This window comes from Nocardiopsis suaedae, assembly GCF_027706745.1.
GTDB classification, from domain to species: Bacteria; Actinomycetota; Actinomycetes; order Streptosporangiales; family Streptosporangiaceae; genus Nocardiopsis_A; species Nocardiopsis_A suaedae.
On sequence record NZ_JAQFWP010000096.1, the window covers coordinates 1 to 20,245 of the forward strand.

Consider the following 20,245-nt stretch of genomic DNA (forward strand, 5'->3'; position numbering starts at 1 on the left):
ACCCCAGCGGCCCGCCGCCCGGCCCGGGACCGTGAGCGGGGTACCCGCCCAGCCGCCCGCCGACCCGGACCGCGAGGAACCCGCCGCCCGGCAAGCAGGCCCGGGGGACTCGCCCCGCTCATTCCGTCGCCGCCCAACACGGCAACCATGCACACGCCCACCGCCCGACAGCACTGCCGTAAGGGCCGCCGGCCTCGGTCGTTGTCGCGTTTCCCTTGCGCTCCGATGGCCCTCCGCCCGGCCAGGGTCCGGGAGTGGGTCACCAGCCGAGCCGCCCACCGCCCCGGACCGCGCCGCTCTCAGCCGTCGTAGAAGACGCGCTCCATCACCGTTCGGGCCCGGCGGGTCGCCTGGCGGTAGTCCTGAAGCAGCTGCGCCGCCGCGCCCTCGCCTTCGTCGTCGGTGCTGTAGCCCAGCGCCTCGGCCAGGGCGCCCGCCTCGCCGGTGTCCGACGGGATCGAGTCCCCCGGCCGCCCCCGCACCAGCATGATCATGCCGCGCACACGTGCCGCCAGCCGCCAGGCGACCTCCAGCGTCGCCGCGTCGTCGGCGTCCAGCAGGTCCGCCGCGACCGCCGCCTCCATCGCCGGGATGGTCTCCGTCGTGCGCAGCTCCGGCACCTCGAAGGCGTGCCGCAGCTGGATGAGCTGCGCGACCCACTCCACATCGCTCAGGCCGCCCCGGCCCAGCTTGGTGTGGAGCGCGGGGTCCGCGCCGCGCGGCAGCCGCTCGGCCTCCATCCGCGCCTTCAGCTTGCGGATCTCCAGCACACCGGCGGCGTCCACCCCGCCCTCCGGGTAGCGCACCGGCTCGACCATCTCCATGAACCGCGCGCCCAGGTCCGCGTCCCCGGCGACCGGGGCCGCCCGCAGCAGCGCCTGCCGCTCCCAGGTCGCCGCCCACTTGTCGTAGTAGGTCCGGTAGGAGGAGAAGGGGCGCACCAGCGGGCCGCTGCGCCCCTCCGGGCGCAGGTCGGCGTCGACCACCAGGGCCGGGTCGGCGGCGGGCATCTCCAGCAGCCGCCGCATCTCCCGGACCAGCGCATCGGCGTACCGCCGCGCGTCCTCCGGGTCGGCGCCCTCGGCCGGCTCGTACACGAACATCACGTCGGCGTCGCTGGCGTAGGTCAGCTCCCGGCCGCCGAAGCGCCCCATGCCGATCACCGCCATTCGGGCCGGGGCCGACGCGCGGACGTCCGTGCCCTCGCCGCTCCGGTCCGCCCGGCCCTCATGCTCGGCGGCGACCGCACGTTCGGCCGCGCGCAGCGCCGCGTCCACGGTCACCCGGGAGATCGCGCTGACCGACCGGCCCACCTCGCCGATGTCGGCCACCCCCAGCAGGTCGGCGGCGGCGGTGCGGAAGAGCTCCCGGCGGCGCAGCGCCCGCACCGCCGCCACCGCCGTCTCCCCGTCGTCGTGGCGGCGCAGCGCCGCCTCGGCCTCGTTCGCCAACTGGGCGGTGGGGCGGCGGGCCAGCTCTTCGTCCCCGGCCAGCATCGCCACCGCCTCGGGGGCGCGCAGCAGCAGGTCGGTGGCGTACCGGCTGGTGCCCAGCACCCGCGCCATGCGCTCGGCCACGCGCACGTCGTCGCGGAGCAGCCGCAGGTACCACGGGGTCGCCCCGAGCGCGTCGCTGACCTGGCGGAACCCCAGCAGTCCGGCGTCGGGGCGGGGCGCGTCGGAGAACCAGCCCAGCATCACCGGCAGCAGCGTGCGCTGGATGGACGCCCGGCGCGACACCCCCGAGGTGAGCGCCTGCATGTGCCGCAGCGCGCCCTTGGGGTCGGCGAACCCGAGCGCGCCCAGGCGCTCGCCCGCCTGCTCGGGGGTGAGCCGCGACTCGTCCCCGGGCAGCCGGGCGACCGCGTTGAGCAGCGGCCGGTAGAACAGCTTCTCGTGCAGCCGCCGCACGTCCCCGGCGACCTGCTTCCAGGACGCGGTGAGGTCGGTGACCGGGTTGGCGGTGTGGCCCAGGGCGCGGCCCAGGCGGCGCAGCGCCTCCTGCCCGGCGGGGGCCGAGGCGTCCGGGAGCAGGTGGGTGCGGCGCAGCTTGTGGAGCTGCAGCAGGTGTTCCACGCGGCGCAGGAACCGGTAGGAGGAGGCCAGCCCGGCGGCGTCGGAGCGGCCGACGTAGCCCCCGGTCGACAGCGCCTCCAGGGCCTGCAGGGTGTTGCCCGACCGCAGGGCCGTGTCGGCGCGCCCGTGCACCAGTTGGAGGAGCTGCACGCTGAACTCGATGTCGCGCAGGCCGCCGGGGCCCAGCTTCAGTTCGCGGGCCGCTTCGGCGGCGGGGATGTGCGCCACCACCCGGCGGCGCATGGCCTGCACGTCCTCCACGAAGCCGGGGCGGTCGGCGGCGCGCCACACCAGGGGGCCGATCGCGTCGGTGTAGGCCCGGCCGAGCTCGGCGTCGCCCGCGACGGGGCGGGCCTTGAGCAGGGCCTGGAACTCCCAGGTCTTGGCCCAGCGCTCGTAGTAGGCGATGTGCCCGGACAGCGGGCGCACCAGCGGGCCGTTCTTGCCCTCGGGGCGCAGGGCGGCGTCGACCTCCCAGAGGGTGCCCTCGCCGTCGGTCTCGGCGGGGATCGCCATCATCCGGGAGGCCAGGCGGGTGCCGGCCTGCATGGCCTCATGCTCATCGGCCCCGTCGGCGGGTTCGGCGACGAAGACGACGTCCACGTCGCTGACGTAGTTCAGCTCCCGGCCGCCGCACTTGCCCATGCCGATCACGGCGAGGCGGCACCGGGCGGCGTCCTCGGGGGACTCGCCGCGGGCGACGGCCAGGGCGGCGTCGAGTACGGCCGCGGCCAGGTCGGCGAGCTCGGCGCCGACGGCGGGCAGGTCGGCGGTGCCGGTCAGGTCGCGCCCGGCCAGGCGCAGCACCCGGCGGTGGTAGGCGGCGCGCAGCGCGCGGGAGGGGGCGCCGCCCGCGGTGTCGGGGTCGGCGGCGGGCGCTGGGGAGGTGGGGTCGGCGCCGACGGTGTGCAGGAAGCCGGCGCGCAGCTCGGCGGCGGAGGGGGTGCGGGCGGCGTCGGGTCCGCGCAGCTCGCGCCAGTCACCGGGGTGGCGCACGAGGTGGTCGGTGAGGGCGTCGCTGGCGCCGAGCACGGCGGTCAGCCGGGCGCGCAGGTCGGCGTCGGAGGCCAGGGCCTCCAGCAGCTCACCGGGGTCGTCGGCCTGCTCGGCGATGCGCACCAGCCCGGTGAGCGCCTGGTCGGGGTCGGCGGCGGCGCCCAGCGCCGCGATCAGGTCGCGGTGGCCGGACGGGGCGATGCCGGCCTCCTCCAGCAGGCGCAGCGCCCGCTCGCCGTCGCCGAAGCCGAGCCGGGCCAGGGCGCCGGCGGTGGTCGTGTGGGTCCCCTCGCGCGTGGTCACGGGACAACGTTAGCCCGCAGGTCCGGGGGCGGGGGAGAGCGGGTCGGCGGGTCGGGGCGCGGGGTGGGCCGGTGACGGGGATCACCGGGGAGCGGCGGAACAGGTCTTGTTGAACTATCGTTCAAGGAATTAAGTTGAACCATAGTTCAAAAAGATCGCCGGGCGTCCGAGCCCCGGCGGCGACGGAAAGGGGAGGGCCCATGCCCTGGCTGCTGCTCATCGGGGCGATCCTCGCCGAGGTCACCGCGACCGTCTCGCTACGCTTCTCCGAGGGATTCACCCGCCTGGTCCCGTCGGTGATCACCGCCATCGGGTACGGGACCGCGTTCTTCCTGCTGGCCCAGACCCTCAAGCTGGGCATGCCGGTGGGGGTGGCCTACGCCATCTGGGCGGCGGTGGGGGTGTCCCTGGTGGCGGTCATCGGTGCGCTGTTCCTGGGCGAGTCCCTCACCTGGGTGCAGGTCGCCGGTGTCGTGCTGATCATCGGCGGCGTACTCGCGATCGAGACAGGGGGAGCGCATTGACCTCGCAGGACTCGCAGGACGGGACCGGCGTGCGGCCGGCGGGTCCGGAGGGCACCGACGCCAAGGAGGACGGCCGCCGCGCGCGCGGCGAGCGGCGGCGGGCCGCCATCATCGACGCGACCCTGCGGGTGATCGAGCGCGACGGCCCCGCGGGCGTCACCCACCGGGCGGTCGCCGCCGAGGCCGGGATCCCGGCGAGCTCGGCGGTGTACTACTTCGCGACCATCGACGAGCTGCTGGTGGCGACCCTCACCGAGGCGGCCGACGCCTACGTGCGCCGGGTGCGCGAGGCGACCGAGACGGGCGACGGGAACCTGGACACCCTCGCCGAGGCCATCATCGGCGGGGGCTCGCCCGAGCAGCGCGGGCGGTGCCTGGCCGAGTACGAGCTCACCCTGCTCGCGGTGCGCAGGCCCTCGCTGCGGGCGCAGGCGCGCCGGTGGATGGACCTGGTGGCCGAGGTGGCGCGGCGGCACACCGACGACCCGGTCGCGGTGCGCACGGCGGGGGCCGCCGCCGACGGGCTGTGCCTGGAGGCCCTGCTCGACGACCGCGACGTGGAGCCGGGCGAGGCGCGCGCGGTCCTCGCCCACGCCCTAGGGCTGGAGTGACCCGGGGGCGGGGCGGTCGGGGCCGGAGTGGCGGAGACGACACTCGCGATCACGCCCCTCCTCACGACCTCCCCGCGCCCACCGTGGGCCCGCCGCTGAGTGCGGGACCGCCGTGTGCGCGGGAATGAGCGGTCCCTCCCCTCGTGACCAGGCCGGGCGTGTCGATCCCGACCCGGTTCGAAGGGCCGCCGGACCGCTGGGATGATGAGTCCTGCCATGTCAGACGCCCGGTACGGTCTCCGATTCGCCCTGCTCAGGGCGGCGCTCTTCGCCGCCGTGTGCACGGGCGTCGCGCTGTTCGGGCACACCGCGGCGGGTGCGCCCGCGCCGCTGTTCGGCGTCGTCGCGGGCTACTGGGCGCTCGTGGCCCTGGCCGCGCTCCCGTTCGCGCGGGCGCGGCGGTCGGTCGCCTCGCTGGTGCCCGGGCTGTTCGGGGCGCAGCTCCTGCTGCACATGGCGTTCTCCGCCGCGACCTCGCCGCTGCCCGGCGCGGGGCCCCTGTCCGTCGAGCACCTGTGCGGCAGCGCCGCCGTGCACGCGGACTTCGGGATGCTGGCCGCGCACCTCTGGGCGGCGCTGGTCACCGGGTGGTGGCTGAGCTCGGGCGAGGACGCGTTGTGGGCGGTCCTGCGGCTGCTCCTGGCCCGGCTGCCGGTCCGGGGGAAGGCGGGGGCGCTGCCGCCGCCCGCGCCCTCGCTCCGCGCGGAGCCGCCCCGGGCCTTCCTCACGACCCGCTTCCTCCGGCACACCGTCGCCGGCCGGGCCCCGCCCCGGTGGGCGCCGCGACCGTGCGCGTCGGCGGCCTGAGCCTCGGGCGTTCTCCCGGGGCGGCCGCTGCGCCGCCCGGCGTGCGCCGACCACGGACCCCCTGGAACGCGACGGAACTGAGGAAGACGCAAGGATGCGCAGAATGACGATGGCGGCCGCCGGTGCGGCGGCCGGTGCGGCACTGCTGGCCGGGTGCGGCGGCCAGGCGGCGACCGGCAGCGGGGACTCCCCTTACAACGGCAGCGAGATCGAGGGCGCCTTCACCCTGCCCTCCACCGAGTTCACCGACAACAAGGGCGAGCCGTACGACCTCAAGGAGGACTCGGCCGGGAAGTACACGGCGGTGTTCATGGGGTTCACCAACTGCCCGGACATCTGCCCGACCACCATGGCGGACCTGTCCCAGGCGAAGGGGATGCTGGACGAGTCCACGCAGAAGGAGTTCCAGACCGTGTTCATCACGGCGGACCCGGAGCGGGACGACCCCGAGCTGCTCGACATGTGGCTGGGCAGCTTCGACCCGTCGTTCGTGGGACTGACCACGAACCTGGAGGACACCGACGCGACCGCCGACGAGCTGGGCATCTCGGTGTCCCGGCCGGAGGACCGCTCCGGCGACTACCAGGTCGACCACGGCGGCCAGACGCTGCTGTTCGACCCGGAGGGGGAGTCGCAGGTGATGTGGTCCTACGGCACCGAGCCCGAGAAGGTCGCCGAGGACCTGGAGACCGTGATCGGGGAGGGCGCGTGATGGCGGCTCGACGCACGGTACCGGGCGGACGCGCCCTCACGGTCGCGGGGGCGGCGGGCGCCTTCGCCCTTGCGGCGATCACGGGCTGCGCGGCGCAGGAACCGCAGATCGAGACGTCGGACGCGACGGTGCGGGTCCCCCTGACGCCGGACGTGACGTCGGCGTACCTGACGATCGAGAACACCGGGGCCGCCGACGACACCCTGATCGGCGCGGACACCGCGGCCGCCGACGAAGTTCAGATGCACGAGAGCGTGCAGAAGGACGACGGCACCATGGGCATGGAGGAGCGCGACGAGATCCCGGTGAGCGCGGGCGAGACGGTCGAGTTCAAGCCGGGGAAGCTGCACCTGATGCTGATGGACCCGGACGCGCTGAAGGCGGGCGAGACGGTGGCCCTGGAACTCCGCTTCGCCAAGTCGGGCACCGTGGAGGTGGACGCCGAAGTCGAAGACGTCATGGACGAGGGAGCCAAGGGCGGCGACATGGAGTCGATGGACGACATGGACCACGGCGACATGGACCACTGACACCACAAGCAGAACCAGGGGCCGGACCTTTATAAGGGCCCGGCCCCTCGGCAGTGGAAGCCCCACCGCTCGGCCCCCCAGCGCGCGCAGCGGATGCCGGGGCACGGTCTCCGGGAGGCGTCACGGGACATGGCACCTGCGCGCGCTCGCACGCAACGGTGACGGGGACGAGGAGAGCCGCGAACAGGAACGGGGCTGGAGCATGACGGGAACGGTCGGGGCGTATGACCTCACCGTCGGCCGGGTCGTCTCCTTGGAGGGGGTCCGGTGGCTCTGCTCAGCGCTGCTCGGGGTTCCTGTCTGGCTGGGGGAGGAGCTTGCGGACGGCCGGGCGTTGCCTGCCGACTATGGCTGTCTCGACTACGCCGTCGAGCCCCGTATCTCCTCCACCTGGTTCTCCTGTGGTTCTACGCGGGCGCCTCTCGCCGAGTGGGAGTTCGCTTCCCGTGCCGCACGGGCCTTCGCTGCGCGCTGCTGGGTGGCGGACGACACCGTCGTCCCCTCCCGCATGCTCCTCGCCGAACCGGACGGGACCGTCCTTCCCGTCCACGCCGAGGACATCGACGACGACGGCCTCGCCGTCTGGGGCTTTCGGCTCGACCGGGCATGCGGCCGGGACGATGAGTGGTGCAGGGCGAGTATCGACTGCCGGGGCTCGGCCTTCCCACCGGATTGGCGCTCGACCCCGGACACGTGAATGGGCCCGCCCACCGCAGTAGCGGCGGGCGGGCCCTGAAGCGGATTCCATCCGCCTACGGCACCGGTCTTAGATGTCGTAGTACAGCTCGAACTCGCGCGGGTGGGGGCGCAGGCGCAGGGAGTCGATCTCCTCGGTGCGCTTGAAGTCGATGTAGGTCTCGATCACGTCCGGGGTGAAGACCCCGCCCTCCAGCAGGAACTCGTGGTCGGCCTCCAGGGCGTCCAGGGCGGACTCCAGGGACGCCGGGACCGTCTCGACCGCCGCGGCCTCGGCCGGGGGCAGCTCGTAGAGGTCCTTGTCCATCGGCTCCGGCGGCTCGATCTTGTTCTTGATGCCGTCCAGGCCCGCCATCAGCATCGCCGAGAAGGCCAGGTACGGGTTGGCCGACGGGTCCGGCACGCGGAACTCCAGGCGCTTGGCCTTCGGGTTCGGGCCGGTCAGCGGGATGCGGATGCACGCCGAGCGGTTGCGCTGGGAGTACACCAGGTTGATCGGGGCCTCGTAGCCCGGCACCAGGCGGTGGTAGGAGTTCACCGTCGGGTTGGTGAACGCCAGCAGCGCGCTGGCGTGCTTGAGCAGGCCGCCGATGTAGTGGCGGGCCGTGTCCGAGAGCTGGGCGTAGCCCGACTCGTCGAAGAACAGCGGCGCGCCGTCCTTCCACAGGCTCTGGTGGCAGTGCATGCCCGACCCGTTGTCGCCGAAGAGCGGCTTGGGCATGAAGGTCACGGTCTTGCCGGCGGCGTTGGCCGTGTTCTTCACGATGTACTTGTACAGCTGGACCCGGTCGGCCTCCTGCAGCAGGGTGCCGAACTTGATGCCGATCTCGGCCTGGCCCGCGGTGCCCACCTCGTGGTGCTGCAGCTCGACGTCGAGCCCGGCGTCGATCAGGTTGCGCACCATGCGCGAGCGCAGGTCGCTGTAGTGGTCGACCGGCTCGACCGGGAAGTAGCCGCCCTTGTAGCGCGGACGGTAGCCGAGGTTGCCGCCGTTCTGGGCGGTGCCGGTGTTCCAGGCGCCCTCGATGGAGTCGATCTCGTAGAAGCCGGAGTTCGCGCGCGTCTCGAAGCGGACGTCGTCGAAGATGTAGAACTCGGCCTCGGGCCCGAAGAACGCGGTGTCGGCGATGCCGCTGCTCTTCAGGTAGGCCTCGGCCTTGCGGGCGACGTTGCGCGGGTCGCGGCTGTAGGACTCCAGGGTCAGCGGGTCGTGGACGAAGAACGTCATGTTCAGCGTCTTGAACTCGCGGAACGGGTCGAGCACGGCGGTGCTCAGGTCGGGCAGCAGCAGCATGTCCGACTCGTGGATCGCCTGGAATCCGCGGATCGAGGACCCGTCGAACATCTGGCCCTTGGTGAACGTGTCCTCGTCGACGTTCTCCGCGGGGATCGTGACGTGGTTCACGCCACCGAACAGGTCGGTGAACCGGACGTCGAGGAACTCGACGCCCTCGTTCTTGATGAACGCGAGGGCCTCATCGGCGCTGCTGAACAAGACATACCTCCGAGCAGATGTGAGAGGGGGCGGCGGCCGCGCGGGCCTCGGCCCGGTGTCACCGCTGTCCGCGGCCCCCTCCTCGGCCACGATGACGACGCTAGGAGGGCGTCGTTTCTCGTCCATGTCTCGTATGTTTCCTGCGCGTTACGGGGTGCGGCGTTTCCCCTGTCCAGCGGGGCGTAACCGGCGTAACGCCGGGAAACGGCGTTTCCGGGTGCCCTCGCGGCAGTGTCCGGAATCACGTACCCTGCGGCGCCGATACCGTGGGTCCCATGGAGAGAAACGGTGCTGTGGGCCCCGAGGAGGCCGGATTCCGCTACCGGGGGAACCGGCTGGGGATGCCCGAGGAAGGCGCGGGCTCGGTGCCCGGGGTGGGCCGCAGGCTCGTGGCGCTCATGCTCGACTGGGTGCTGAGCATGGCCATCGCCTACGGCCTCCTGGGCGCGGACCCGACGGAGGGATCGGCCACCGCCCTGCTGGTGTTCGCGGTGATGACGGCGCTGCTGCTGGCGCTGTTCGGCACGACCCTGGGCAAGCGCATCGCGGGCATCGGCATCGCCTCGACCGGCGAGCGCGGCATCCCGTGGCCCCTGGCCGTCATCGTCCGCACCGTCCTGCTGTGCCTGGTCATCCCCGCCGTCGTCTACGACCGTGACCAGCGGGGCCTCCACGACCGCGCCGCGGGCACCGTCTCGCGGCGCCTCTAGCTCCCGTCTCCCCGATGATCTCGGGGAAAACGACGCTACGAGCGCGGTTTTAGCGTCGTTTCTCCCGAGATCAACAACGAGGGGGCACCGGCCCCTGCGGAGCGAACGAAAGAAGGAGCCGCCCGGACCCGCAGCGGGTCCGGGCGGCTCCTTCGTCGTCGTTGCTGGCGAAGTGCCCGTCGTGACGTCAGCGCGTCTGGGGCTTGGGGCCCTTCGGCATCTTCACGCCCTTGGGCATCGGCCCCTTGGGCATCTGCACCGCCGAGGGCAGCGCCTTGAGCCGGTAGCGGAGCTCGGCCACCTTCGCCTTGTCCAGGTTGCGCGGCAGCTTCATCATGTGCTTCTGCAGGTCGGAGATGGCCACCTGGCCCTCGCCGTTGCCGACCATCACGTCATAGATCGGCATCTCGTAGGCCACGCGCGACACGCGCTTCTTCTCCGCGGCCACGATCTTGCGCAGCCGCGACGGCTCCCCCTCGCCGACCAGCACGACGCCCGGGCGGCCGACGACGCGGTGCACCACGTCCATCTGCCGGGTGGCCGCCACCCCCGGCTCCGTCGACCAGTCGCCGCGCATGTTCTCCAGCACCGCCATGCCCGCGCCGAGCTGCCCGTCGAGCATCTTGTACTGGATCTTCTGCGCCGACCGGGTGAAGTAGATGAACCCGGCGAGGAAGGCCACCGGGATGCCCAGGCTCAGCCAGTAGAGCCAGCCCCCGCCGGTGACCAGGCCGCCGATGACCGACAGCGCCACCAGGCCCAGGAAGATCCCGACCGCGATCGGGATCGACTTGGGGCTCTGCTTGTGCACGACCTTGGCGACCATGCCGAGCTGCTTGAACCGGCCGGGCCGCTTCTGCTCCCCGGCGCCGCCGCTGCTCGCGGCCGCCTGGGAGGTGTTGGTGTCCTTGGGCTTCTTCGCCATACCTTCCAGGATATGGCCCATGGAGGTGCCAACGTGAAACGGCGGCCGTCGGCCGCCGTTTCAGCTTGATTACTTTGCGATGTTCGGTTTGTCCGGATCGCTCGCGCGGCCGCCGCAGGTGAGCGGCGTGCGGCGCGGGCGCGCACGATCGGGCGCCACCGGGCGCGACGGGCGCGGCCGGTCGCGCGGCGGTGCGGACAGGGCGGCGCCCGCCGACGCCTCAGGCCTGGGCCTGCGCCTCGGCCTCGCGCTTCTCGACCGCCTGCTTGTACAGCCGCCCGGCCCGGTAGGACGAGCGCACCAGCGGCCCGGACATCACGCCCGCGAACCCGATCTCCTCGGCCTCGGCCGCCAGCTCGACGAACTCCTCCGGCTTGACCCACCGGTCGATCGGGTGGTGCAGCTTGGAGGGCCGCAGGTACTGGGTGATGGTCAGCAGGTCGCACCCGGCCTCGTGCAGGTCGCGCATGGCCTCGCTGATCTCGTGCCGCTCCTCGCCCATGCCCAGGATCAGGTTGGACTTGGTCACCAGCCCGGCGTCGCGCGCCTTGGTGATGACCTCCAGCGACCGCTCATAGCGGAACCCGGGGCGGATCCGCTTGAACACCCGCGGCACCGTCTCGACGTTGTGCGCCAGCACCTCGGGCCGCGAGCCGAAGACCTCGCCGAGCTGCTCGTCGTCGGAGTTGAAGTCGGGGATCAGCAGCTCGACGCCGGTGTCCGGGTTGAGCTCGTGGATCTTGCGGACCGTCTCGGCGTAGAGCCAGGCGCCGCCGTCCTCGAGGTCGTCGCGGGCCACGCCGGTGACCGTCGCGTAGCGCAGCTCCATGGTGCGCACCGAGTTGGCGACCTTGGTCGGCTCCATCCGGTCCAGCGCCGTCGGCTTGCCGGTGGCGATCTGGCAGAAGTCGCAGCGGCGGGTGCACTGGTCGCCGCCGATGAGGAAGGTCGCCTCGCGGTCCTCCCAGCACTCGTAGATGTTCGGGCACCCGGCCTCCTGGCAGACCGTGTGCAGGCCCTCGCGCTTCACCAGCGAGTGCAGCTCGCTGTACTCGGGCCCCATCTTCGCCTTGATCTTGATCCACGGCGGCTTCTTCTCGATGGGCGTCTCGCTGTTGCGGGCCTCGATCCGAAGAAGCTTGCGGCCCTCGGGAGCGATGGTCAACGCGGACCCTTCCTTTCCTCGTCCCTCGTGGGGAGGTCGTCGTCGTGCTCGGGCGCCGTCAGGCGGGCGCCGGCTCCGCCGGGGCGTGCGTCCCCGGGGCGTCCGGCGGCACGCCGTCGCTGTGGCTGTAGGACTCGGCGCCGAGCACCGCGGCCAGGTGCGCCTCCACGCGCGGCAGGACCTCGGCGACGGTCACGCCGCGCCCCACCTCGCGCGAGATGCTGGTGACGTCCCCTTCGTCGGCGGGGATGCCGCACGGGACGATCCTCTGGAACCACGAGAGATCATTGTCGCAGTTGAGGGCGAAACCGTGCATGCCGACCCCGCGCGAGATCCGGCACCCGATCGCCCCGACCTTGCGCTCGATCAGCCCGCGGGCGGGGTCGGCGTCCAGCCAGACCCCGGTCTTGCCCTCGATCCGCCGACCGGTCAGGCCGTACTCGGCCAGCGTGCGGATGATCGCCTCTTCGAGCAGGCGCACGTAGGCGACCACGTCGATCGGGTCGGCCAGGCGCACCATCGGGTAGACGGTGAGCTGTCCGGGGCCGTGCCAGGTGATCTTGCCGCCGCGGTCGATGTCGAAGACGGGGGTTCCGGGCCGGGTCTGCTCCCGGTCCCATTGGCTGGTGCGCTTCCCGGCCGTGTAGACGGGCTCGTGCTGGAGCATGAGCACCGTGTCGGGGATGCGGTCGGCGACGCGGCTCTGGTGGAGCCGCTTCTGGAGGTCCCAGCCCTCCTGATAGGGGACCGGGTCGTCGCCGAGCCGGGCGAAGACGAGCTCACTCATACATCCCACCTTATGCCCTCGGAAGGGCTCCGGCGGAAGCCGCCCCGGCCGTCCGGGACGCCCTGTTCCTGCGGGAATAACCCGCACCGGGGCGGTGTTCGACCGCGGCCCCGGGGCGTCGCCGGGCCCGCTCCGGCGGGGGCCGCCGCCTCACCGCCCGGACCCCTCGGACCCGGAGCCATCGGACCCGGACCCTTCGGAGACCGCCTCCATGAGCGCCGGTCCCAGCGTGGGGTGGGCGAAGGCGAACCCCGCCTCCTCCAGCCGCGCGGGCAGCACCCGCTGGCTCACCAGCGCCGCCTCGTCGGCGAATCCGCCCAGCGCCGCGCGCATCGCGAACGCGGGCACCGGCAGCGGCGCGGGTCGGCCGACCGCCGCCGCCACCGCCCGCGTGTAGGCGGCGTTGATCACCGGCTCGGGTGCGCACAGGTCGAACGGCCCGGTCAGGTCGGGCCGCTCCAGCAGGAACCGCATCGCGCCCACGTGGTCGCGCAGGCTGATCCAGCTCATGTACTGGCGCCCGTCGCCGAGCCGCCCGCCCAGGCCGAGCCGGAACAACGGCAGCACCGTCCCCAGCAGTCCGCCGCTCCCGGACAGCGCGACCCCGGTGCGCAGGTGGGCGGTGGCGATCCCGGCCTCCTCGGCCTCGGCGGTGGCGCGCTCCCAGTCCCGGCACACGTCCGACAGGAACCCCTGGCCCTTGTCGCCGCTCTCGTCCACCGCCTGGTCGCCGGTGTCGCCGTAGTAGCCCACCGCCGACCCGGACAGCAGCCGCCCCGGCGGTGCGTCCATACCTGCCAGGGCCGCCGCCAGGGTCCTGGTGCCCGCCACCCGGCTCTGCCGGATCGCGCGCCTGCGCGCGGTGGTCCAGCGGGCCGGGCCCAGCGGGGCGCCCGCCAGGTGGACGACGGCGTCGGCTCCGGCCAGGGGGCCGGTGTCGACCGTTCCGTTGTCCGGGTCCCACCTGGCCTCGTCCCCGGTGCGGGCGGGCCGGCGCACCAGGCGCACGACGCGGTGCCCGTCGTCGGTGAGGGAACGCGCCAGTGCGCTTCCGAGGAGACCGGTGGACCCGGTGATCGCGACCTTCATGGGGACGGTCCTACCCGCTTTCGGCGGCGGGTGTGCGGAGTGACCCACGCGGGGCGGGGAGAGGGCGGAGCCGGGGCGGCGACGCGGCGGGGGAGCGGCGGCACGGTCGGCCGGATGCGCGGTGACCACCGAAAACCGGAGATCACGGGCGTCTTCGGACACTCCTCGCCCGATTCCCCGGGCAATTCCGCGGAACGCCTGCGCGGGGGGTGATGACCCCTCTACGGTGGGCTTATCCGGGCGCACTTCGGTGCCAGGCCCGGGCCGACCTTTGGTGATGGGGATCACCAGGGGGATGGTGAATGGTGGGGTAACAAGGCGGGGCGGCGTCCGGAAGGGCGCCGCCCCGCTGCCGTGGTGCGTCCGCCGCCGTCCGGTCGCCTGCCGGGCACGGGCCACCGGGGGCGCAGGGGCAGGGCGGCGACGACAGGGGCGGGCAGGCCTTGCGGTAGTGCTGTCGGCCGTTCGGCGCGTGCACGGCCGCCGTGCTCGGCGGCCGCGGAGTGGGACGGGCGGGCGGCGCCCTACCGGGCGGGGACGCCGGTTCGCGCATCGAGCGTGGCGAAAGGGCCGTTCCCGAACCGATCGGGTGGTGGAACCGCCGCCCTCGGACGCCGCCAGTCGGCGTGCCGACGCCCTGGAACACGACGCGGCCGCGACCCCCTCAGGGGCCGCGGCCGCATCGTTCGCCGCTCACAGGACCGCGGCGCGCCCGGACCCCTCCGGGCGCCCCTCAGTCCGGGACCGCCGTCAGGCCAGGCCCAGGTCGGCCTCGAAGGCGCCCTCCTCCAGGCGCTCCTTCACCGCCTGCAGGAACTTGCCCGCGTCGGCCTTGTCGATCAGCCGGTGGTCGTGCGTGAGGGCCAGGTAGGCCATCGAGCGCACCGCCATGACCTCGCCCAGCTCCGGGTCGTCCACCACGACCGGGCGCTTCACCACGGCGCCGGTGCCCAGGATGGCCACCTGCGGCTGGTTGATGATGGGCGTCTCGAACAGCGCGCCCACCGCGCCGGTGTCGGCGATGGTGAAGGTGCCGCCGCTCAGCTCGTCGGGGGCGAGCTCCCCGGTGTGCGCGCGCCGGCTCAGGTCGGAGATCTTGCGGGCCAGGCCGCCCAGGTTGAGGTCGCCCGCGTCCTTGATCACCGGGGCCAGCAGCCCGCGCTCGGTGTCCACCGACACCGACAGGTTCTCCAGGTCGTGGTAGGTGACCTCGTAGCTGTCGCTGTCGATGACGGCGTTCAGCTTGGGGTGGGCCTTGAGCGCCTCCACCGCGGCCAGCGCGAAGAAGTCGAAGAAGTCCAGCTCCACGCCCTCGCGCCCGGCGAACTGCTCGGCGGCCTGGCCGCGCAGGCGGGCGATGTTGGTCATGTCGACCTCGACCACCTGGGTGACCTCGGCCGAGATGCGCAGCGACTCGGCCATCTGGTCGGCGATGGTCTGCCGCAGCCGGGACATCTTCTCGGTGCGGCCGCGCAGCGTGGTGTCCGGCGCCGGGGCGGTGCGGGCCGGGGCCGCGGGGGCGGCCGGCTCGGCGGCGGCCGCGGCGGCGTCCAGCACGTCCTGCTTGCGGATGCGGCCGCCCACGCCGGTGCCGCGCACCGACCCCAGGCTCACCCCGTGCTCGGCGGCGAGCTTGCGCACCAGCGGGGTCACGTAGGCCTCGGTGACCGCGTCGGTGCCGGCGGCCGAGCCGGTGCCGCTGATGGTCTCCACGTCCACCGTCGGGGCGCCGGCCTCGCGGGCGGGCGCGGCGGGGCGCTCCGGCTCGGGGGCCGGGGCGGGAGCGGGCGCCGGGGCGGCGGCCTGCGGGGCGGGCTCGGGCTCGGGGGCGGGAGCGGCGGGGGCGGGCTCCGGCTCCGGCTCGGGCTGCGCCTCCTTGGCCGTGGGCGCAGCCTCCTCGGCCGGGGCCTCGCCCGCCTCGGAGATCACGGCGATCTGGGCGCCGATCTCCACCGTCTCGTCCTCGGCGACGAGGATCTTGGTGAGCACACCGGAGGCGGGGGCGGGGATCTCGGTGTCGACCTTGTCGGTGGAGACCTCCAGCAGCGGCTCGTCGACCGCGACGGTGTCGCCCTCCTTCTTGAGCCACTGGGTGACGGTGCCCTCGGTGACACTCTCGCCCAGCTCGGGCATTGCAACGGAAGTCGGCATGGGGTCCTCTTAGCAGCGAAAAACGTATGGAGCGCGGAGAAGAAGCGAGCGGGGCGGGCCCAGGGCCCGCCCCGCGGGGGCGCGTCAGTCGTGGACGTGCAGCGGCTTGCCCGCCAGCGCCAGGTGCGCCTCGCCCAGCGCCTCCGACTGGGTCGGGTGCGGGTGGATGAGCTGCGCCACCTCGGCGGGCAGCGCCTCCCAGTTGTAGATGAGCTGCCCCTCGGCGATCAGCTCGCCGACCCGGGAGCCGACCATGTGGACGCCCAGCACCGGGCCGTCCTTCTCGGCGATCACCTTGACGGCGCCCTGCGTCTGCAGGATCTGGCTCCTGCCGTTGCCCCCCAGGTTGTAGTCGGTCACGACGATGTCGTAACCGCGCTCCTCGGCGGTGGCCGAGGTGATGCCGACCGAGGCCACCTCCGGCTCGCAGTAGGTGATCCGCGGGACGCCGTCGTAGTCGATGGCCGGCGGGTTCAGCCCGGCGATGCGCTCGGCCACGAAGATGCCCTCGGCGAAGCCCACGTGCGCGAGCTGCAGGGTGGGGATCAGGTCGCCGACCGCGTAGACGTTGCCCACGCCGGTGTGCAGGTTCTCGTCCACCTGGACGAACCCGCGCTCCATCGGGATGCCCTGCTCCTCGTAGCCCAGGCCCTCCGAGACCGGCCCGCGGCCGATGGCCACCAGCAGCACCTCGGCCTCCAGGGTCTTGCCGCCCTGCAGGGTGACGCTGACGCCGGAGTCGGTGGTCTTGACGCTCTCGAACGGGGTGCCCAGCTCGTACTTGATGCCGCGCTTGCGGAAGGCCCGCTCCAGCAGCTTGGAGCTGGACTCCTCCTCGACCGGCACCAGGTGCGGCAGCGCCTCGACGATGGTGACCTCGGAGCCGAAGGAGCGGTAGACGCTGGCGAACTCCACGCCGATCACGCCGCCGCCCAGGACGACCGCGGACTCGGGCACCCGGTCCATCTTCAGCGCCTGCTCGCTGGTGATGACCTTCTCGCCGTCGATGTCCAGGCCCAGGGTCTTGGGCTTGGAGCCGGTGGCCAGCAGGATGTTGCGGCCCTTGTAGGCCGTGCCGCCGACGGTGACCTCGTCGGGGCCGGTCAGCTTGCCCTCGCCCTCGACGACGGTGATGCCGCGGGCCTTGATCAGCCCGGACAGGCCCTTGTGGAGCCCGCCGACGACCTTGTCCTTGTACTTGTGGACGGCGGGGACGTCGATGCCCTCGAAGCTCGACTTGACGCCGAACTTCTCGCCCTCCTTGGCGGAGTCGGCGACCTCGGCCGCGTGCAGCAGCGCCTTGGTCGGGATGCAGCCCTGGTGCAGGCAGGTGCCGCCGAGCTTGTCTTTCTCGATCAGGGCGACACTCATGTCCAGTTCGGCCGCGCGCAGCGCCGCCGCGTAGCCGCCGCTGCCGGCGCCCAGGATCACGAGGTCGAAGGTGCCGCCGCTCTCACTCACGGGAAGGACACTCCTTGGTGTGGATGTAGTGGTGTTCGTCCGTCGGTGACGGATGCGGCGCGGCCGGGCGCGGGTCCCGCCCGGCCGCGCCCGGTCTCAGGTCTGTGCGCCGCCGGCCAGGTCCTCGGCGATCCGCACCAGGGTGCGGGTGGCCGCGCCGGTGCCGCCCTTGGGGGTGTAGCCGTGCGGACCGCCCTGGTTGAAGGAGGGCCCGGCGATGTCCAGGTGCGCCCAGCGCTGCCCGTCGTCGATGAACTCCTTGAGGAAGACGCCGGCGCTGAGCATGCCGCCCCAGCGCTCGCCCGCCACGTTGGCGATGTCGGCGACGGAGGAGTCCAGGCCCTTGCGCAGCTCCTCGGGCAGCGGCATCGGCCAGGCGGCCTCCCCGGCGGCGTCCGCCGACGCGGTGACCGAGGCGCGGGTGCCGTCGTCGGAGGCCATCACCGCGAAGACGCGGGTGCCCAGCGCCACCAGCTGCGCGCCGGTCAGCGTGGCCACGTCGACCAGCAGGTCCGGCCCGTCCTCCTGGGCGCGCACCAGCGCGTCGGCCATGACCAGGCGGCCCTCGGCGTCGGTGTTGAGCACCTCCACCGTCTTGCCGCCGTACATGGTCAGCACGTCGGAGGGGCGCTGGGCGGTGCCGGAGGGCATGTTCTCGGCGATGGCCAGGTAGGCCACCGCGTTCACCTTCGGCTTGAGGACCCCGATGGCCCGCATGGCGCCCAGCACCGCGGCGGCGCCGCCCATGTCGGACTTCATCCAGTCCATGGCCCCGGCCGGCTTCAGCGACAGGCCGCCGGAGTCGAAGGTGATGCCCTTGCCGACGAAGGCGACCGTGGAGGAGGCCTCCGGGTGGGTGTAGGAGAGCCGCACCAGGCGCGGCGGGTTGGCCGAGCCCTGGCCGACGCCGATGAGGCCGCCGTAGCCGCCCTCGGCCAGCTCCTTCTCGTCCAGGGTCTGCACCTGCAGGCCGTGCTCGCGGGCGACCTCCTCGGCCACCCCGGCCAGGTCCTCGGGGACCAGGTCGGCCGGGGCCGTGTTGACCAGGTCGCGCACCAGGTTGACCGAGGCGGCCACGGGCTCGGCGCGCTCCACGGCGGCCGCGGCGCCGTCGGCGGCGCTGACCACCTGGAAGGAGGACGCGGGCGTGCGCTCGGCGTCCTCGCCGGTGCGGTAGCGGGTGAAGGCGTAGTCGCCCAGGATCGCGCCGGTGGCGGCCGCTCCGGCCAGCTCGGCGGAGCCGGCGGGCAGGGCCAGCACGACGCGGGCGGCCTCGGCCGGGCGCGCGCGCAGGGCGGCGCCGGCGGCGCGGGCGACGTGGTCGGGGTCGGGGGCTCCGCCGTCAGGGGCGGGGCCCAGGCCGACGGCGAGCACGACCGGGGCGGTGGTCGCACCGGCGGAGGGGAGGCTGTGCACCTCCTCAAGGGCGCCGCTCGCTCCCAGAAGCGACAGGGTCCGGGCGAGGCCGCCGGGGTAGGCCGCCTCGACGTCGTGAGCGCCCGACGCGGGCTCCGGGCCGTCGGCCCCGGAGTGGTAGCCGACGACAACGGCGTCGGCGTCGAGCGAACAGGGGGATTCCGTAATGACTGACAGCGACGTGCTCACGGGTCCGATGCTAGTCCTTGTGACGTCCCGGTGGGCACGCCGCACCCGGCGCGCCCACCGCCGGGCCGGAGGCGGCACCGTGTTCACCCGTACGTGAAGAAGTGCGCTTCTTTTCGGTGATGGCGGTGCGAAGCGCCCCGTCCGTGACGATCCCCCGCATCTTCCGGAACGACGGGTTCGTGCCGGTCACCGCGGGTGGCCGGGTGCGGCCCCGGCCGGGGTGTGAAGAAATGTGATGATGGCGACAGGGGTCGCAGCGGACCGGGACGGCCGCAGGTCCGGCCGCGAACCGGGCGCGGAGCCGCCTCCGGATGCGGCGGTGCTCACAGGGCGATCGCCGCCGCGACGAGGGCGACCGTGGCGGACGTCTCGCACAGCGCGCCCAGCACGTCCCCGGTGATCCCGCCCAGGCGCCGCCGCGCGTGCAGCAGCAGCGGGACCGACGCGGCGGCCCCGAGGGCGACCGCGAAGGCCAGGGAGAGCGCCGCTCCGGGGGAGTGCAGGAGCCCGGCGAGGGCGGCCAGGACCAACGCGCCGGCGCCGGAGGCGGCGGCCGCCGCGTGCGGAACGGTCCCGGCGACGTAGGCCCCCAGCCCGTCCGGGCGCGCCGAGGGGACGGTGGGCGTGCAGGCGAGCGTGATGGCCAGGCGGCCGGCGACGGCGGCGGCGACCAGCGCGGCCGCCCCGGCGAGTGGGCCCGCCGACGCGGCCTGCGCCAGCGCGGAGGCCTGCACCAGCAGCACCAGCACCAGGGTGATCACCCCGAAGGGGCCGATGTCGGAGCGCTTCATGATCCGCAGGGCGTCCTCGGCCGGTTTCCCGCTGCCGAGGCCGTCGGCGAGGTCGGCCAGCCCGTCGAGGTGGAGGCCCCGGGTGAGGGCGGCGAGCAGCCCGAGGGCGAGCGCGGCGGCGAGGAGGGGGACGACCCCCACGGCCACGGCGACGGAGACGAGCACCCCGCCCGCGATCCCCAGCCCGGCCCCGATGAGGGGCGCCCAGCGCATGGCCCACCCGGCGACCGAGCGGTCCACCCGGTCGGCCCGGACGGGCACGGCGGTGAGCGTGCCCGCCGCCATCCGCAGCCCGTCGAGCCAGTCCTGCCCGGTGTCCCCACCGCCGACGCCGTTCCCGGGGTCCCTGGGTGCGCGACCCCCGGACCCGTCGTCTCTGTTCCCGTGGTCTCCGTTCCCGTGCCCCTCAGAGCGATCGGCACCGGACTCGGAATGCATGGAGGCACCTCACAAAGGGTCGGGGGATAGGGGCCGGAGGTCGAGGATCGACGTTCGAGGATCGGGTCGGAGGGGGTTTGGCGGCAGGGGACGATCCTATCGGCGCCACACCGGGCGTCGCCGGGCGTCGCCGGGCGTCGCCGGGCGTCGCCGGGCGTCGCCGGGTATCGCCGGGCGTCGCCGGGTATCGCCGGGTATCGGCGGGCGTTGGGCCGGGTATCGGCGGGCGTTGGGCCGGGTATCGGCGGGAGTCGCTAGGCGTCGGGCAGGTGCGATGACGGGGGGCGACGACGGAGGTCGGCGGCCCTTGCGGTGGCGTTGTCGGCCGCCGGGCGTGTGCGTGGTCGGGGTGGTTGGCGGCGACGGCGGAAGCG

17 protein-coding genes are annotated in these 20,245 nt (G+C 73.6%); 7 read left to right on the plus strand and 10 right to left on the minus strand.

Going from position 1 to position 20,245, the window contains the following annotated elements; translation table 11 throughout:
- Positions 1–299 precede the first annotated feature (299 nt).
- Positions 300–3,374: a bifunctional [glutamine synthetase] adenylyltransferase/[glutamine synthetase]-adenylyl-L-tyrosine phosphorylase gene (locus O4U47_RS29350; protein ID WP_270681236.1), complete on the minus strand. Its 3,075-nt coding sequence runs from the start codon at positions 3,372–3,374 to the stop codon at positions 300–302.
- Between the two features lie 200 nt (positions 3,375–3,574).
- On the opposite strand from O4U47_RS29350, the gene O4U47_RS29355 reads away from it, so the two are divergent.
- The 6 genes from O4U47_RS29355 (at position 3,575) to O4U47_RS29380 (ending at position 7,255) form a co-directional block, all read left to right on the plus strand.
- Positions 3,575–3,898: a DMT family transporter gene (locus O4U47_RS29355; protein ID WP_270681237.1), complete on the plus strand. Its 324-nt coding sequence runs from the start codon at positions 3,575–3,577 to the stop codon at positions 3,896–3,898.
- Positions 3,895–4,509: a TetR/AcrR family transcriptional regulator gene (locus O4U47_RS29360; RefSeq protein ID WP_270681238.1), complete on the plus strand. Its 615-nt coding sequence runs from the start codon at positions 3,895–3,897 to the stop codon at positions 4,507–4,509. The genes O4U47_RS29355 and O4U47_RS29360 overlap by 4 nt, the downstream gene beginning before the upstream one ends.
- Before the next feature lie 216 nt (positions 4,510–4,725).
- A complete protein-coding gene (locus O4U47_RS29365; protein ID WP_270681239.1) occupies positions 4,726–5,316 on the plus strand; it encodes a hypothetical protein in 591 nt (196 codons plus the stop codon).
- Between the two features lie 94 nt (positions 5,317–5,410).
- Complete coding sequence (locus tag O4U47_RS29370; RefSeq protein WP_270681240.1) at positions 5,411–6,028, plus strand: SCO family protein; 618 nt, start codon at positions 5,411–5,413, stop codon at positions 6,026–6,028.
- Positions 6,028–6,558, plus strand: coding sequence for a copper chaperone PCu(A)C (locus tag O4U47_RS29375; RefSeq protein ID WP_270681241.1), 531 nt, complete (start codon positions 6,028–6,030; stop codon positions 6,556–6,558). Before O4U47_RS29370 ends, O4U47_RS29375 begins: the two co-directional genes overlap by 1 nt.
- Before the next feature lie 202 nt (positions 6,559–6,760).
- A complete protein-coding gene (locus tag O4U47_RS29380) occupies positions 6,761–7,255 on the plus strand; it encodes a hypothetical protein (protein ID WP_270681242.1) in 495 nt (164 codons plus the stop codon).
- A gap of 69 nt (positions 7,256–7,324) precedes the next feature.
- Here O4U47_RS29380 and glnA read toward each other — a convergent pair whose 3' ends face one another.
- The gene (gene glnA, locus O4U47_RS29385; RefSeq protein ID WP_270681243.1) at positions 7,325–8,749 is read right to left on the minus strand and encodes a type I glutamate--ammonia ligase; all 1,425 of its coding nucleotides are present in this window, start codon (positions 8,747–8,749) and stop codon (positions 7,325–7,327) included.
- A 266-nt stretch (positions 8,750–9,015) separates the two neighbouring features.
- Between glnA and O4U47_RS29390 the strand changes: the two genes are divergently transcribed.
- The gene (locus O4U47_RS29390) at positions 9,016–9,459 is read left to right on the plus strand and encodes an RDD family protein (protein WP_408639048.1); all 444 of its coding nucleotides are present in this window, start codon (positions 9,016–9,018) and stop codon (positions 9,457–9,459) included.
- A gap of 187 nt (positions 9,460–9,646) precedes the next feature.
- On the opposite strand, the gene O4U47_RS29395 is transcribed toward O4U47_RS29390, so the two are convergent.
- From O4U47_RS29395 to O4U47_RS29430, 8 genes are all read right to left on the minus strand, one after another.
- The gene (locus tag O4U47_RS29395) at positions 9,647–10,384 is read right to left on the minus strand and encodes a DUF4191 domain-containing protein (RefSeq protein ID WP_270681245.1); all 738 of its coding nucleotides are present in this window, start codon (positions 10,382–10,384) and stop codon (positions 9,647–9,649) included.
- Positions 10,385–10,604: 220 nt separating this feature from the next.
- Positions 10,605–11,549 (minus strand): lipoyl synthase, encoded by a 945-nt coding sequence (gene lipA / locus O4U47_RS29400; protein ID WP_270681246.1) that lies wholly within the window; start codon positions 11,547–11,549, stop codon positions 10,605–10,607.
- 58 nt (positions 11,550–11,607) lie between these two features.
- Positions 11,608–12,336 carry a lipoyl(octanoyl) transferase LipB gene (lipB, locus tag O4U47_RS29405; protein ID WP_270681247.1) on the minus strand — a complete coding sequence of 243 codons (729 nt, stop codon included), beginning with the start codon at positions 12,334–12,336 and terminating at the stop codon, positions 11,608–11,610.
- Positions 12,337–12,486: 150 nt separating this feature from the next.
- On the minus strand, positions 12,487–13,425 hold the full coding sequence (locus O4U47_RS29410; protein ID WP_270681248.1) for a TIGR01777 family oxidoreductase: 939 nt from the start codon (positions 13,423–13,425) through the stop codon (positions 12,487–12,489).
- A 750-nt stretch (positions 13,426–14,175) separates the two neighbouring features.
- The gene (sucB, locus tag O4U47_RS29415) at positions 14,176–15,558 is read right to left on the minus strand and encodes a 2-oxoglutarate dehydrogenase, E2 component, dihydrolipoamide succinyltransferase (RefSeq protein ID WP_408639049.1); all 1,383 of its coding nucleotides are present in this window, start codon (positions 15,556–15,558) and stop codon (positions 14,176–14,178) included.
- A gap of 102 nt (positions 15,559–15,660) precedes the next feature.
- Complete coding sequence (lpdA, locus tag O4U47_RS29420; RefSeq protein ID WP_270681250.1) at positions 15,661–17,037, minus strand: dihydrolipoyl dehydrogenase; 1,377 nt, start codon at positions 17,035–17,037, stop codon at positions 15,661–15,663.
- A gap of 96 nt (positions 17,038–17,133) precedes the next feature.
- The gene (locus O4U47_RS29425; RefSeq protein WP_270681251.1) at positions 17,134–18,642 is read right to left on the minus strand and encodes a leucyl aminopeptidase; all 1,509 of its coding nucleotides are present in this window, start codon (positions 18,640–18,642) and stop codon (positions 17,134–17,136) included.
- Positions 18,643–18,965: 323 nt separating this feature from the next.
- Positions 18,966–19,718, minus strand: a complete 753-nt coding sequence (locus O4U47_RS29430) for an adenosylcobinamide-GDP ribazoletransferase (RefSeq protein WP_270681252.1) — start codon at positions 19,716–19,718, stop codon at positions 18,966–18,968.
- Positions 19,719–20,245: the final 527 nt, after the last annotated feature.

Coding starts and splice junctions, on each gene's coding strand:
- O4U47_RS29430 (WP_270681252.1), bottom strand. CDS start 19,718: ATGGCGGCGGGCACGCTCACCGCCGTGCCCGTCCGGGCCGACCGGGTG.
- lipB (WP_270681247.1), bottom strand. CDS start 12,336: ATGAGTGAGCTCGTCTTCGCCCGGCTCGGCGACGACCCGGTCCCCTAT.
- sucB (WP_408639049.1), bottom strand. CDS start 15,558: ATGCCCGAGCTGGGCGAGAGTGTCACCGAGGGCACCGTCACCCAGTGG.
- O4U47_RS29410 (WP_270681248.1), bottom strand. CDS start 13,425: ATGAAGGTCGCGATCACCGGGTCCACCGGTCTCCTCGGAAGCGCACTG.
- O4U47_RS29395 (WP_270681245.1), bottom strand. CDS start 10,384: ATGGCGAAGAAGCCCAAGGACACCAACACCTCCCAGGCGGCCGCGAGC.
- O4U47_RS29370 (WP_270681240.1), top strand. CDS start 5,411: ATGCGCAGAATGACGATGGCGGCCGCCGGTGCGGCGGCCGGTGCGGCA.
- O4U47_RS29365 (WP_270681239.1), top strand. CDS start 4,726: ATGTCAGACGCCCGGTACGGTCTCCGATTCGCCCTGCTCAGGGCGGCG.
- O4U47_RS29355 (WP_270681237.1), top strand. CDS start 3,575: ATGCCCTGGCTGCTGCTCATCGGGGCGATCCTCGCCGAGGTCACCGCG.
- O4U47_RS29375 (WP_270681241.1), top strand. CDS start 6,028: ATGGCGGCTCGACGCACGGTACCGGGCGGACGCGCCCTCACGGTCGCG.
- O4U47_RS29380 (WP_270681242.1), top strand. CDS start 6,761: ATGACGGGAACGGTCGGGGCGTATGACCTCACCGTCGGCCGGGTCGTC.